Genomic DNA, 13,514 nt, shown 5'->3' on the forward strand with positions numbered 1-13,514 from the left:
TTAGTTTGAGGGGGTGGTCGCTGTGAGAATATACTTCGATAAGGCGTTCCAATTACAAGAACTTATGCAATACGCTGCACCGAGTATTATCCAAGTAGGTAACAATCTGAAAATCGATTTACATTCCACAAATGTATTAAACTTCATGATGCTTGAGACTATCGGTGAATCTGTTGAAGAACTCATGGGTATCGAGTTAAACTGCATAGAATATGACCCAACTGCGAGTGTCGAATTATTAGAATTTAGGGACTTAATTGAACTCGACGAAAAAAATTTCGAGAAATTCAAAGTGGCAAATGTCGTTGCGCTTTATATGAAAAATCAAAAACTCTCAAACGAGCCCAGATTTTTGAAGGTCGAGAATTCTTTGTATGGAGTAGAGGTTGTCTTAAGTATTGAACAGAAGTTTTTGCTTAGTCATTCTGAATTCTTTGCTCACAAAGGATTTGTGTTTCTTCTCGATTGCATGATAGCCTCAATGCTTGGGCAACTCATGAAAAATGAACCAGTAAAAATTTCAAGTGCAGAGCCGTTGATGTATCGCTTAGATTTAGAAAATATTACCGGAGAAAAAGCTGAAGAACTTGGTCAAAGGTTTTCTGAAGTCAATACAAAGATGGTGGATATTATAGATGGTATGTTTATTTTACTGAGAGGTATTGCTGAGAAGTTTAACGATAGCGTTTTGGAAAAGCACAGGGAAAGTATAGTCGCCGTTTTAAGTGAAGGTTTTGAGTTAGATAGATATATAAGCGAACTTCAGATGCTTAATGGGGCATTGAAAAGCTTGAAAATATAAATTTTGAAGAAGGAGACTATGTATAAGATGATACGATACGAGAAATTAGTTGAATCGTTGAAAAAGAATGAAAAACAAAAAGTTGCTACAATTTGCTATGCAGAAAACGATGGAAAGATATTGTTTTTACTTAGGAAAAAAGAACCTTTTTCTGGATATTTAGTACCTCCAGGCGGTCATGTTGAAGAAGGCGAAGATGTTGAAACAGCAACAAAGAGAGAATTTTTGGAAGAAACAGGACTTGAGCTTGAACATTTAAAGTTGAAAATGGTGACTTCTGAGGTAGGACCGGAGCATTATAATTGGATACTTTTTATATTTGTTGGAAAGACAAAAGGAACTGAATTTGTTGAAAGCGATGAAGGTGAGTTAGTTTGGATAGACAAGGATAGAATACTAAACGAAAACCTTTCTCCAATAGACAAACTCCTTGTTCCGTATATACTTGATGGAACGGACATTGTGTGGAAAGCAGAGATTGAATACAATGGCGAGAAAGAAGTATTTCGGTGGCATGTAATAGAATTACAAAATTTAAATACCAAAAGATAACATTACATATAGAGAGGTGACTCGAAACGTGGAAATACAACTTTGGACTAAAGGAGAAGAAGCGGAATTCTTCAGAACCTATTTAAAGAGAGTCAAACCAGAAAAACTGTTTTATTATCTTAAAGAAGAGGATCTCTATTATGCATATTATCCTAAGAGTTACAAAGGTAAAAAAACAACACTTCAAAGCAGAAATACACTTATCGGAGAATACACTGAAGAATGGGTTTGGAAGCTTCTAAGTAAGGTTATTGAAGATGGTTCTAAAGATCCACAATTTAAAGAATTATTTAAGGACCGAAATCTGAGCGTTATTAAGCATCTTGTATGTGAAGAACTTGGACTGGGTAGTGAATCTCCTGCCGATATAGCTATTATTAGATCAGATAAAGTAGATAAAAATAAGATGAACTCCGAAGATATACTCTTGATTTTTGAAGTCAAAATGTCGATTGTTTGGAATTGGAGCTATTCATCAAAAACAAATGAGTTAGAATGCAAAGGAGATTTCACTGAACACCAAGGTAATCCTTCGTTGTTAAGATCAGACAGCATGTTGAAAGCAATTGGAAAATCTTTAAGCATTAGATTAAAAACTGCTGAGAAATCGCCAATACCCATAATTGTTTTGGGTAATACACCGATAACAGAGCATTATGCAGAAATGGTTGATAAATTTAAAGAGAAGGGAATTATTCAAGGATTCTACTCTTTGAATCCTTCAGTGGTTAAGGGTTTACAATCAGCTAATGATGTCGCACACAGTAAAGGTAGAAAAGAGGGCTATATTATAAAAACAGAACATGAGGGGTTCTTAACAGTGGAAAGTTACGAGGATTTTAAAAACAGAGTATTAACTCTTATGAAAGACTTTGTCGAAAACAAATCTGTATTCCTTTCATGCTTGATTGACAAAGTGGTTCTTGGTAGAATAATAGAAAAGGCAAGCAAAGAGGAGAACTATGAAAAAATGGCAGAAGTCTTTGTTGAGCTTCTGCAGGATGGTGAGTAGAATGCCTAAGAAAAATGGTACTATCACAAGCCCGTTTGGTGTTTCTGGAAGAAGCAACCACGATTCTACACCTTTCTATAACAGCAATTTGTATAGTGGACTACAAAAAGAAAAAAACGTAGAGTATGTCGAGAATCCATTAAACAAAGATGTTCTAAATAAAATTTTCCCTAAGAGTAGTGAAAATATGGATGAACTACCAGATAACAGTGTACATCTCATGGTCACTTCCCCACCTTACAATGTTGGCAAAGAATATGATAAGAACCTAACTTTTACCGAATACAGGGAATTTTTAAAAAGAGTTTGGAAAGAAGTATATCGTGTGCTTGTTCCTGGAGGGCGGGCATGCATAAACATAGCGAATTTGGGGCGTAAGCCATACATTCCATTGCATGCATATATTATAGAAGATATGCTTGAAATAGGATTTCTAATGCGCGGAGAAGTCATTTGGAATAAAGGTGCAACAGCTAGTTCATCTACAGCATGGGGGAGTTGGATGTCAGCAGCGAATCCAACATTAAGAGATGTGCATGAATACATTTTGATTTTTTCTAAGGAGAAGTTTTCTAGGAAAAATCCAAGTGGTAGGAAGAGTACAATAACAAAAGAGGAATTTTTGGAATTCACAAAGAGCGTATGGACGTTTTCTGCAGTATCTGCAAAAAAGATAGGACATCCAGCGCCTTTTCCAATAGAACTTCCATATCGTTGCATTCAGTTATACACGTTCGAAAGTGAAGTAGTCCTTGACCCATTTATGGGAAGTGGTCAAACAGCAATAGCTGCACTCATGACTAACAGATTCTATATAGGTTATGAAATTAATGAAGAGTACGTAAAACTTGCTAATAAGAGAATTGAAGAGATTCGTATGAAACTGGAAAATAATTTTCCACTTTTTGAATGGGCGAGGGAAAATAAGTAATAAGGCGAGTGTGCAAACTCGCCTTTTTGTTGATATTTATATCCCAACTATCAAATACTCGTTTTTCTCAGTCGAGTAATTCCCAACAATCTTTATCCTAATCGGCTTTTTAAAAATGGGTCCGTCGTAAACTACTGTATGATATTCGCCATTCTCACCTGAAAGGTCGATGTTGAGTTTTTCGATAAGCTTTAGTGTTTCGCCTTCTTGTAGTTCTTTTCCAAGCAGTTCTTTGTATTCCTTTTTGGTTGCTATAATCTTTGCTTTAAAGCCTTCCTTCAAGAATTCTTCCAGCAACTTCTCCCTCGGTTCGAGCCATAATGGTTCTAACGCTGTTACATTATACGTTTTGCATACGCGTTCAACCCAATCTCTGTGTTCTTGTAGGTCGATATCTCCAAATATGCCTATGCCATTTTGCGCATGTTCCTTTAGAAATTCAAGGAACTCATGTTCGTAAGTTTCCCAAGTAGCACACCTTGTTATGGAGCGTGCTCCTATGCTCTCAGCCTGCGCTGTGATGATTTCTTTTGGCAAACCATGTGCACGGGTATGAACGCATGTTTCATCAAACATTGTGAAGAGAATGTCTACTTTTTTCAGTTCTTTTAAAGCCCTATTTAATGCTAAGGCAGAATCCTTCCCACCACTCCATGAAGAGAAAATAACTTTGTCTTGTGTAGACAATTTCGATACCCCCAAAATTTTATTCTTTACTTATTTTATTCTATCTCCAAACTGAAATCAATGTATTTTACCTCGCTTGTGAGTCTTCCAATAGAGATTACGTCTATATATTCGCAAAGATATTCTTCTATCTTATCGGGATTCACTCCACCAGATAGTTCAATGAGCACGTGAGGATATTTTTCTTTTAGAGCCTTTGCCACACGGCATGCTTCTTGCGGAGCGAAATTGTCGAGCATCACAATATCTGCTCCTGCTTCGCATGCCTCGAACGCCATCTGCTCATTTTCAGCTTCTACCTCTATCTTTTTACTGAACGAAAGTATTTTTTTCACTTGCTTAACAGCTTCAGAAATGGAACCATATAGCTTTATGTGGTTGTCTTTTATCATTGCACAATCGGATAAATTCAGCCTGTGGGTATCTCCACCACCGTGAATTACAGCCAATTTCTGTAACTCACCGGTGAATGGTATAGTCTTTCTTGTTGCCGCAATTTTGACCTTTCCTTTTGTTTTTTCAACGATATTTCTTACCTTTGTTGCCACTCCGCTCATGAATGAGAGAACGTTTAAGATTGTGCGCTCACAGATGAGAAGGTTATAAGCATCTCCGGAAATCTTAGCAATTGAACCTTTTCCCACGACATCTCCATCTTTACATGAAAATTGAATAGTCAAGTTAAACCGTTTACATACATCTTGAACAATCTCCACACCTGATACAACAGCTGACGGTTCTTTGAGCAATATCTCTCCAGATACATTTTTACCTCTAAGTGGATACGATGCAAAATCTATGAAGTGCTCATCTTTTCTTATCAATTCGACTAATGCTTCGACTATTTTTTCAGACATTCTTCATCACCTCTTTACTTCTTTTGATTCAGTTATTTCAAGCATCCTTTCAATGGCTATTTTTGCTTTCTTAGCAATCTCTTCGTCTACAAGAACCTCAACACTTTCTTCCAAAAGCGACAAATATGTATTCTTAAGGTTGTTCTTTTTCATGTTGTAGCAAACCATACCAGTTACTGGGATAAATTCTCGCTCTGGATAGAGCTTTTTAAGTTTAGCTATCATGCCAATTTCGGTAACCACGATAAATTTTGTTGCCTGAGACTTTGCCGGATATTTTTCCATTTGTGAAGTGCTACCTACAAAATGTGCCAAATCTCTTATGTTCTTTGGCACTTCTGGATGTGCCATTATTTCAGCATCAGGGTGTTGGACTATAAGCTTTTTAATTTCTTCTTCTTTGATATAGTTATGGACATAGCAATAGCCTGTTTCTCCTGGGATCGGGATGATGTTTTTACCTGTTTTTTCCGCAACATACGATGCAAGGTTTTTGTCAGGACCAAAGAGTATGGTATCAGAATCAATAGCTTTAACAACATCAACAGCATTTGCTGAAGTGCAAACAACATCTGCATAGGCTTTAACTTCCGTTCGGCTGTTGACGTATACAACAAACGGAGCATTGTATTTTTCTTTGAACTTGATGACATCTTCCACTGTCAATGAATTTGCCATTGGGCATGTTGAGTGTCTAACTGGAACGATAATTTTTTTCTCAGGGTTGAGAACTTTCATAACTTCTGCCATGAAATCTACTCCAAGAAAGAGTATTTTCTTTGCATCAATTTTTGTAACCATTCTTGCCAACTGGAGTGAGTCACCGAGATAATCAGCGATTTCCTGTAACTCAGGAATTTGGTAATTGTGTGCTACAATAACGTATCCTTTTTCATCTGCAAGCTTTCTTATATCCTCAGGTCTTACACTCACTGCACTCTTCAACATACTTATCAACCTCCAATTCTAAATTTTTCTGTTCTCTTTTTCAATGCAGCGGCAAGTGATAGTGGGGCAAGATAGCTTGTTTTTGGATTGGGTGATGGTTTATTCTTATGGATGATTTTGTAGTCCCCAACGGATGAATAGATATTAATCTCGTGTATATTCTGGTCGACGTCTGGGTCTGCTACAATTCGTACGTTAACTTTATTAAAATCACCGACAGCGAGTGAAAGTGTAACAGAGACGTTTGTATTTTGAGGGAACTTGGTTATAGCTTCACGTGCGTTACCTGTGAATATTATTTGTTCTTGGAATACATTTTCAAGTCCGAATGCTTTTGGAGGTTTGCGTGTAATTAGTTCAACTTTTTCTATGAAATTTCTTATGGAGTATACGATGTCCAAACCTCCAATTGCTCCTGAGGGAACGTAAACTGTGGAATTTGAATTCTTCAACTCTATCATGAATTTATCGAAAAAGTCTTCGTCAGAAAAAGCTCCAGAACTAATGATATAAAAATCTTTTCCGCTTTTTAGGATGTCCACACCATATTGCTTAACAGCTTCCACACTGGCACATTCGACAACAACATCTGCTTCATTTGGAATGGTAAAATCATTCATTCTTTCACACGGAAGGTTTGTTTGAAGTACATCGTAATACCAGCATTTTTCAATGTGGTCCTTGAGCTCGTTGTATACAATATTTGCTATATTACCACCACCAATAAATAATATTTTCATTTTTAAATGCCCCCTTTTGGTCTTAAGTGTTGCTTTCATTTTCGCAATCATTTAACATAATTATACCTATAGTAATATGTGCTGTCAAATACTGTAAAGTAATGAATAAATGAAATAGATTCTTTCATTAAAACGGAACCAATTTTGAGAAGTAGATGTAGAATAGTGTTATATCCTGACTTCGAAATATATTTTGATGGTTATGAGTAGCACTATTCTCTCAATTTTCTAAGTTTCGATCACGGAAGGAGGGAATCGTATGGAAAAAGAGGAGGACATAGAATTAAGAAAAGTTGAATTGAGGAGGAGAAAAGCGCTTTCAGCTATTTTTAATACCTTACTTAGCTATGTTCTCGTCTGCGGAAGCGCATTTTTAACTTCGAACTCTCTGAAGAACTTTTTGCTATTTTTAGCTTTTATTTTTCTTGTCAATTCCGTTGTAAAATTTCTTTTTGTGCAATCTTACAGAATCTTTGCACTGATTTATTTGCTTGGATTCTTATTGCTGGCAATTTATAGTTTCAAAGTTGAATTTCCTACGCTTATGCTCTATTACTTGCTCATAGCTCTTGCACACATGTTGTACTTCAAGAAAACGAAGAAAAGAATGTTCTCTTTTCTTACATCATTATCTTTAGCTTTTTCAATAGTTGAGATACTGTTAAATCTTTCAGGTTTGAGTTTTGCCAGTTATCTTCTACTTTTAGCCTATCAATTCCTCCTTGCGTACGCCTTTTCAAATGCATGGTACATAGATGCATTTTACTTTACACCAAAACGAAAAGATTACACAGATGATAAAGGTTTGGAAAGTCGGGGGATAAATTCGCCATTTGAGTTGAAAAAACCAACTCTGATGTTTAAGACGTTTGGAGAGATATACTCTTCCCCGTTTGTTGATAGTGAGGAGTCAGTTTATGTCGTATCTGCCGATGCAACGTTTTACAAGTATGCTTTCGATGGAACGTTATTATGGAGTATTGAGCTCGGTTCTGAGAGTTTTTCAGGACCGTTTGCTGACAAATATGGGAATTTGTACATTGTGGATAACGGTGGAGAAGTTAGAAAGTATACGATTAATGGAGAAAAGCTCTGGAGCTCTAGGATTGGAAAAACTCTAACTTTTTCAGCAGTACTGGTTGATGATAAGATTTATGTAATGACTTTTGATGGAAATCTGTACGAGGTTAATTCGCAAGGCACTAAGAGAAAGTTACTCAGTATTTCGGAGTATATAGAATTGAATCCACTTGTAACAGAAGAGGGGATATATATTTTAACATCCGAAGGGAAGTTATATAAATTTTCGATCGATGGAAATGAGATTTGGCATCTCGTTACCGGGTTTGTAAGTGCAATGCCAGTACTTGGTAGTGATGGGAACTTGTACATAGGTTGCGAAGATAAGTTTTTGTACTCTATCAATTCAAAAGATGGGAGTATAAATTGGGGATTTAAAACGAATGAAAAGATTAACGTTTCACCAGCATTAGATAGTTTAGATAATACAGAACATGTGTACGTTGGTTCTGGAGAAGAATTATTCTGCCTCGATTTAAATGGGAATTTGATTTGGAAATTTGACATGAGTTCTGAAATTTCAGTTTCACCGACTGTTTTGGAAGACAATGATATATATATCGGTTGCAAAGGTGGGGATTATTTCTCATTAAGAAGAGATGGGAGCGTTAAGTGGTATTGGAAGATGGGAGCGGGCGTATATGCAAAACCTGTTATGTCTAAATCTCAGAAAGTTTATGTACCTTGTACAGATGGAAATGTTTATTTGTTTGAATAGTCCTGAATTTAAAAAGAAAGGAGTGGCTATATGGAAAGGCCAGACATTTACCGCATTGGTAGCTGGCGCTGGATAATAACAAGCCTAATTTTTACGATTATTTTTGGCTACTTCATCTTTGGACCATATGGTACTAAGATTAACAACGCCATCGGAGAGGCTGTGATTGATTCAAAATTTTTACTGTCCGAGAACTATATATCAGATTATGTAGATAAAGTCAACGAGGTAGATGCAAAGAGCTTTGTATATTTGCACGTGTTAGATTCGTTCTTTGCGTTGAGCTATTCTTTTCTTCTTTGGTCAATATCCGTTAGAATATTTCTTGAGCGAATTCAGATGTCGAACGAGTTTTTAACTGTATTTTCTCTTTTTGGTGGTTTGTTTGATTTGGTTGAGAATATAATGATTATTGGGTTAATCTATTTTAAAAAGAGCGTGTTCGATTCCTTTAGCAAAGTCTTGATATTCGTCACACCGGGAAAATTTGTTTTGTTAGGAGCCACGATTGTAATTTTGTTAGTAGGCTTAATTGTGAGTTTTTTTAAACATGGAACGGAGGTTTGAAATGAAGATACTCACTTTGAATTTGCACACATACCAAGAGTTATCATGGGAAAAAGAGGACACGTTATGTTCCTTTTTGAAAAAATACAGACCCATTCAAGAAACAATTGCTAATTTTATAACAGAAAAAAACGTTGACTTTGCTTTTTTTCAGGAAGCCGGTCAGTATATTCACGATGAAGCAGATATGGAGTTATTTGGTGTGTTAATAAAAAAGAGCAATTATGTGAGGATTTTGTCCGATATTCTCTTTGAACAAGGCAGAAATTATTACTTTACCTGGGATGTTTCACATTTTGGTTTTGGTGTGTGGGAAGAAGGACTTGGGATACTTTCAAAGTATCCTATCGTAGAATTTGAAAGTAGATATGTTTCGAGAAAGGATGATTTAAATACATTTTACTCAAGAAAAATTATCAGAGCACGTGTTTATGTTGGCAACAATATAACAGACCTCTATTGCGCCCATTTTAATTGGAAAGAAGCGGGATTTGTGGAAGAATTTTTAAAATTGGTAAATTGGATTAAGGAGGTTGGAAACGATAGCTTTGTTATTGCAGGGGATTTTAACATACCGTATGGTTCTGAAGAATACCTGCTTGTGATAAACACTAAAATTTTTGGAAGAAGATTAATCGATGCTTGGGTTGTTGCCAATCCTGAAAAACCTGCTCAACCAACTTTCCGCGGAGACATACTCTCAAAAGAGAGTGAGCGGATAGACTATATCTTTATTCCGGAAGGATGGGAAGTGAAAGATTCAGAGATTGTGTTTGATAAGGAAAGAGTGTCTGATCATATGGGAGTTTTTTGCGAAGTTTTAAATAAGTAAAAAGACAAAAAAATAAAGGGGCTTAACGCCCCTTTGTGTTTTTATATCGTCTGAATCCACAAAATCTTTGCTTTCTCTTTTCCAGGGTTTCTCATATAGTGGACACAATCGCCTGAGTAATAGAAACAGTCTCCCTCGTTGGCACGGTATCTTTTTCCATCTATATAGATATCAACGGAACCTTCAATAACGTAACCGAACTCATCACCATCATGGTAACCTTCTTGTTCAGTTTGTGCCCCAGGTTCTAGTTCAACAATCTTGGCATCGAGCTCCTTATCTTCTACAGCGTCCATGAGGATTTCAATATTTACACCTTTCGGTAGATCATACACAGGCACGCGTTCGTCCTTTTTGAATATTATTTTTTTCTGCTCATCAGAAAAGAAGTGCTTTAAATCTGTTCCCAGAACGCGTAATATCCTTTCCAATGTCTCAACAGATGGAGAGACTTTGTCGCTTTCAAGTTGAGAGATGAAACTTCTTGATAAGTCACATCGGTCAGCTAATTCTTCTTGTGTATAACCTCTTGCTAAACGAAGTCTTTTCAATTTACTTCCCAGTTTCATCGTTTCACCCCTAGTTGTTTGAATGTTCCTTGTGAACTTCAAAACCATTATACACCAAATCTCAAGAGATTTAACAAGGACGAAAAAACGGCAGGAATACTCCTGCCGCAAGGGGTGTGAACATGTCCTTTACTCTTCTCCGATGTATTTCTTAACAAAATTTGGAAGCGCAAATGCAGCTTTGTGAATTTCCTCGTTGTAGTATCTCAATGGTTCTTTGAAGTTTCTTACTTTTTCTGGGTTGTAGTCTTTTATTGGGTCCAAACCGGCTTTTGACGCATACGTATAGCTCCAAATTCCACCGGGATATGTTGGCATAAAGCCAAGGTACATCTTAACCAATGGAAAGTTGGCTTTGATTCTCTTGTAAGCTGTTGAACCCCATTCCCAGTCGTAAGTCATACCTTCCGTTTGCGCGCAGAGAATACCGTCCTCTTTAAGTGCTTCATTACACGCTTTGTAGAACTCAAGTGTGAAGAGGTGTCCGCCTTGTCCAGCTGTCGGGTCTGTCGAGTCGATGATTATAACATCAAATTCGTTCTTAAATTGTCTTACGAATTTTGCCCCGTCTTCAAAGACCAATTCTACTCTTGGGTCATTGAGTTTTGATGCTGTGTATGGAAGGTATTCCATAGCTGCTCTAACAACCATTTCGTCTATTTCGCACATGACAACTTTTTCTACGCTTGGGTGTTTCAACACTTCTCTAACACTTCCTCCATCTCCGCCACCGATGACAAGTACTTTCTTTGGATTTGGGTGCATGAACATCGGTACGTGAACAAGCATTTCGTGATACATGAATTCGTCAATTTCCGTTGTCATTGTAATACCATCAAGTGCAAATACGCGACCGTAGAAAGGTGATTCAAAAATATCTATTCTCTGATATGGGCTTTGAGCGGAATAAAGCCATCTGTTTACTTTCATGAATAATCCGCCCGGGTCACGAGAATACCATTCCATGTACAACATATGTCTTCCGGGTTTGAGTTCCATCTCTTCCATAGGCATTCCCTCCTCCTTTTCCTTATATTTTATTTAGCTTTCCCGCGTCATACAATTCACACGTATCAATTAAAGACTGACAACTGCCTGTTCGTTTTCGTCAACAACGGCTTTGTGAGATGCAGTCTCAGGAATGCCTATTTCGTCGTATCTGCCTCTTAAGTGTTCAACAACATGCACTCTCTGAGATCTGAAAACTTTCTTGAGATATGTGAAAGCCTTCCACGGGTCTACATGGTCACCACAAGTAAATAGGTCAACGGCTGCATAACCGTATTCTGGCCATGTGTGAATTGTCAAGTGAGACTCACTGACAACAACTACACCGCTCACTCCATAGGGGAGGAACCGGTGGAAAGATGAGTTGACGATGGTTGCTCCGGTTTCGTATGCAGCCTGCTTCATGTGAAACTCGATAGCATCGATGTTGTCAAGTATTTCTTTGTCACAGTCGTAGAATTCCGCAATGATGTGTCTGCCCAAGCTTTTCATCGCAATCCCTCCCCGACAAAAGATTTTTTTCTTGATTATTACTAATACTTTCGAATGTTCACTTAAGTAGACAAACTTTTTTCATATACATTGGCATGTCTATTTAAATGAACACAATGCGTCAGTATTGCGAACAATATTATATACCCCCTTTCGGGATTTTTTAGTTAAGAGAAAGTAACAATTTGTGTAATTTTTAAGCACTAAATATGAGTTGAATGAAGGGACAGATTATAATATTTTGCCTTGGGGTTAATGATAACGATTTAAAATAGACGATATTTGAAAGGAGAGGTGGCTTGTGGACAGACAGGAGAGAAGCGCTATGATTTTAACAACTTTGTTTATCACCGGAATTGTTATCTCAAACGTTATTGCGGCAAAGGTTATTAAACTCGGAGTGTTTTTGTTTCCAGCATCGATTATTAGCTATACTTTTACGTTTATAATTGCAAACATGATGTCTGATGTAGTTGGTAAAGAGCGTTCGAAATTTTTGGTTTTCATGGGTTTCCTAGCTCAAGCAGTTGCGAGCGGATTGATTTTATTTGGTTTATTTCTTCCATCTGCGGACATAAATAGAGCTGAAGCGTACCGTTTGATTTTGGGAATCAACTGGAGATTTACACTTGCTAGTTTGTCCGCATACGGAACTTCTCAGTTGATAAATTATTATATATTCAATTCAAGGTTCTTCAAAAAAGCATCTACTGCAAATCTTATCTCTGTTCTTGTTGCACAATTTTTCGATACACTGATATTCACGCTTGTCGCATTTATTGGTGTTTACGACCGCTTGTTTAATATGGTGTTGTCTCAGTATGTTATAAAGATTATAATAGTAGTGGTAACCAACCCAATATTTTTGTTGACCAAAAAAATGAAAGGTTAAGCTTAAAGTGCTAAGAAAGAGGCTTCAAAGTTTTTAAAGGAGTTGATAAGTTGTACGTTTTTGAAACTTATGGGTTAAACGGCTCAAAAAATATGGCAGTTGATGTTGCGCTTGGTCAAGTTGTGAATGAGCTAAACGATGTGATTCTTAGGTTCTATACATGGGAACGGCCAACGCTTTCTCTTGGTAAGCATCAGAAGGCAAAGGATGTAGATTTTGATTATCTTGAAGAGAATGGGTTTGATATTGTCCGGAGGCCATCCGGTGGACGAGCAGTTCTACATTGGGATGAAGTAACTTATTCGATAATTATTCCTCGAGGTCATGAGCTTTTCAAATTTGGAGTGCTTGAATTGTATAACTTGATTTCTAAAATCATCGTAGCTGGATTGAATAAACTGGGGTATCCTGTAGAATTAACAACGGGAAAAAACAAGCCATCCAGTCACATTTGTTTTCAAGTTCCTTCTGCCTATGAAATAACATTGAATGGTAAAAAAGTAGTTGGAAGCGCCCAAACCAGGACGCAAGATTACATACTCCAGCATGGTTCAATAGTGTTAATTCCCCACGAGGAAATTAAGCATTGTTTTAAAAACACGAAGACTCTTGATGTACCTTTAATAGGACTCTATGACCATGCATATAATGAATTTTCGCAGATAGTTGAAAGTTTGAAAGGAGCGTTTGAGAACTACTTCGGTAAAGGAACAGAATTCGACGAAAACTTGCAAACGAAGGTTTTGGAAATTAGCACCGGATTTGAGAAAGATTTCGTAGTTATAAAAGATGAAATTTTTGCAGAAGGATAGAAGGAAGTGGGATTA

General features: G+C 37.0%; 16 protein-coding genes. 9 read left to right on the top strand and 7 right to left on the bottom strand.

The features are described 5' to 3' along the window. Positions 1-22 precede the first annotated feature (22 nt). The 4 genes from JM64_RS05895 to JM64_RS05910 are packed head-to-tail and all read left to right on the top strand — an operon-like array spanning position 23 to position 3,297. On the top strand, positions 23-802 hold the full coding sequence (locus tag JM64_RS05895) for a hypothetical protein (RefSeq protein ID WP_064011867.1): 780 nt from the start codon (positions 23-25) through the stop codon (positions 800-802). Between the two features lie 18 nt (positions 803-820). Beyond that, positions 821-1,354, top strand: a complete 534-nt coding sequence (locus JM64_RS05900; protein WP_231882305.1) for an NUDIX domain-containing protein — start codon at positions 821-823, stop codon at positions 1,352-1,354. 28 nt (positions 1,355-1,382) lie between these two features. Continuing rightward, the gene (locus JM64_RS05905; RefSeq protein WP_014452219.1) at positions 1,383-2,366 is read left to right on the top strand and encodes a hypothetical protein; all 984 of its coding nucleotides are present in this window, start codon (positions 1,383-1,385) and stop codon (positions 2,364-2,366) included. 1 nt (position 2,367) lies between these two features. Beyond that, positions 2,368-3,297, top strand: coding sequence for a DNA-methyltransferase (locus JM64_RS05910; RefSeq protein ID WP_041262894.1), 930 nt, complete (start codon positions 2,368-2,370; stop codon positions 3,295-3,297). Between the two features lie 36 nt (positions 3,298-3,333). Here the strand turns inward: JM64_RS05910 and JM64_RS05915 are convergent, their stop codons facing one another. From JM64_RS05915 to nadX, 4 genes are read right to left on the bottom strand one after another with little or no spacing between them, the layout of a single operon-like run. Continuing rightward, positions 3,334-3,984 (bottom strand): Dph6-related ATP pyrophosphatase, encoded by a 651-nt coding sequence (locus JM64_RS05915; RefSeq protein WP_064011868.1) that lies wholly within the window; start codon positions 3,982-3,984, stop codon positions 3,334-3,336. A gap of 35 nt (positions 3,985-4,019) precedes the next feature. After that, positions 4,020-4,841, bottom strand: a complete 822-nt coding sequence (nadC, locus tag JM64_RS05920; protein WP_064011869.1) for a carboxylating nicotinate-nucleotide diphosphorylase — start codon at positions 4,839-4,841, stop codon at positions 4,020-4,022. Positions 4,842-4,847: 6 nt separating this feature from the next. Next, positions 4,848-5,789, bottom strand: a complete 942-nt coding sequence (nadA, locus tag JM64_RS05925) for a quinolinate synthase NadA (protein WP_064011870.1) — start codon at positions 5,787-5,789, stop codon at positions 4,848-4,850. A gap of 5 nt (positions 5,790-5,794) precedes the next feature. After that, the gene (gene nadX, locus JM64_RS05930) at positions 5,795-6,529 is read right to left on the bottom strand and encodes an aspartate dehydrogenase (protein ID WP_064011871.1); all 735 of its coding nucleotides are present in this window, start codon (positions 6,527-6,529) and stop codon (positions 5,795-5,797) included. Between the two features lie 259 nt (positions 6,530-6,788). On the opposite strand from nadX, the gene JM64_RS05935 reads away from it, so the two are divergent. The 3 genes from JM64_RS05935 to JM64_RS05945 are packed head-to-tail and all read left to right on the top strand — an operon-like array spanning position 6,789 to position 9,726. Then, entirely contained in the window at positions 6,789-8,327 is a 1,539-nt protein-coding gene (locus JM64_RS05935; protein WP_064011872.1) for an outer membrane protein assembly factor BamB family protein, read from the top strand. A gap of 30 nt (positions 8,328-8,357) precedes the next feature. Then, the gene (locus JM64_RS05940; protein WP_064011873.1) at positions 8,358-8,894 is read left to right on the top strand and encodes a hypothetical protein; all 537 of its coding nucleotides are present in this window, start codon (positions 8,358-8,360) and stop codon (positions 8,892-8,894) included. 1 nt (position 8,895) lies between these two features. Then, entirely contained in the window at positions 8,896-9,726 is an 831-nt protein-coding gene (locus JM64_RS05945; protein ID WP_064011874.1) for an endonuclease/exonuclease/phosphatase family protein, read from the top strand. A gap of 41 nt (positions 9,727-9,767) precedes the next feature. Here the strand turns inward: JM64_RS05945 and JM64_RS05950 are convergent, their stop codons facing one another. The 3 genes from JM64_RS05950 to speD all read right to left on the bottom strand — a co-directional run bounded on the left by JM64_RS05950 (position 9,768) and on the right by speD (position 11,795). After that, complete coding sequence (locus tag JM64_RS05950; RefSeq protein WP_064011875.1) at positions 9,768-10,295, bottom strand: helix-turn-helix domain-containing protein; 528 nt, start codon at positions 10,293-10,295, stop codon at positions 9,768-9,770. Between the two features lie 129 nt (positions 10,296-10,424). Then, positions 10,425-11,303, bottom strand: a complete 879-nt coding sequence (gene speE, locus JM64_RS05955) for a polyamine aminopropyltransferase (protein WP_156487910.1) — start codon at positions 11,301-11,303, stop codon at positions 10,425-10,427. Positions 11,304-11,372: 69 nt separating this feature from the next. Further along, entirely contained in the window at positions 11,373-11,795 is a 423-nt protein-coding gene (speD, locus tag JM64_RS05960) for an adenosylmethionine decarboxylase (RefSeq protein ID WP_064011877.1), read from the bottom strand. A 301-nt stretch (positions 11,796-12,096) separates the two neighbouring features. On the opposite strand from speD, the gene JM64_RS05965 reads away from it, so the two are divergent. Both JM64_RS05965 and JM64_RS05970 read left to right on the top strand, forming a co-directional pair. After that, complete coding sequence (locus JM64_RS05965) at positions 12,097-12,687, top strand: queuosine precursor transporter (protein ID WP_064011878.1); 591 nt, start codon at positions 12,097-12,099, stop codon at positions 12,685-12,687. Positions 12,688-12,737: 50 nt separating this feature from the next. Further along, positions 12,738-13,499, top strand: coding sequence for a lipoate--protein ligase family protein (locus JM64_RS05970; RefSeq protein ID WP_064011879.1), 762 nt, complete (start codon positions 12,738-12,740; stop codon positions 13,497-13,499). The last annotated feature ends 15 nt before the right edge of the window (positions 13,500-13,514 follow it).

The sequence above is a fragment of the Fervidobacterium pennivorans genome (assembly GCF_001644665.1).
GTDB classification, from domain to species: Bacteria; Thermotogota; Thermotogae; order Thermotogales; family Fervidobacteriaceae; genus Fervidobacterium; species Fervidobacterium ngatamarikiense.

Excerpts from the sequence above, each read along its gene's own strand:
- JM64_RS05900 (WP_231882305.1), top strand. The coding sequence starts at position 821 with ATGTATAAGATGATACGATACGAGAAATTAGTTGAATCGTTGAAAAAG.
- JM64_RS05910 (WP_041262894.1), top strand. The coding sequence starts at position 2,368 with ATGCCTAAGAAAAATGGTACTATCACAAGCCCGTTTGGTGTTTCTGGA.
- nadC (WP_064011869.1), bottom strand. The coding sequence starts at position 4,841 with ATGTCTGAAAAAATAGTCGAAGCATTAGTCGAATTGATAAGAAAAGAT.
- nadA (WP_064011870.1), bottom strand. The coding sequence starts at position 5,789 with ATGTTGAAGAGTGCAGTGAGTGTAAGACCTGAGGATATAAGAAAGCTT.
- nadX (WP_064011871.1), bottom strand. The coding sequence starts at position 6,529 with ATGAAAATATTATTTATTGGTGGTGGTAATATAGCAAATATTGTATAC.
- JM64_RS05935 (WP_064011872.1), top strand. The coding sequence starts at position 6,789 with ATGGAAAAAGAGGAGGACATAGAATTAAGAAAAGTTGAATTGAGGAGG.
- JM64_RS05940 (WP_064011873.1), top strand. The coding sequence starts at position 8,358 with ATGGAAAGGCCAGACATTTACCGCATTGGTAGCTGGCGCTGGATAATA.
- JM64_RS05945 (WP_064011874.1), top strand. The coding sequence starts at position 8,896 with ATGAAGATACTCACTTTGAATTTGCACACATACCAAGAGTTATCATGG.
- JM64_RS05950 (WP_064011875.1), bottom strand. The coding sequence starts at position 10,295 with ATGAAACTGGGAAGTAAATTGAAAAGACTTCGTTTAGCAAGAGGTTAT.
- speE (WP_156487910.1), bottom strand. The coding sequence starts at position 11,303 with ATGGAAGAGATGGAACTCAAACCCGGAAGACATATGTTGTACATGGAA.
- speD (WP_064011877.1), bottom strand. The coding sequence starts at position 11,795 with ATGAAAAGCTTGGGCAGACACATCATTGCGGAATTCTACGACTGTGAC.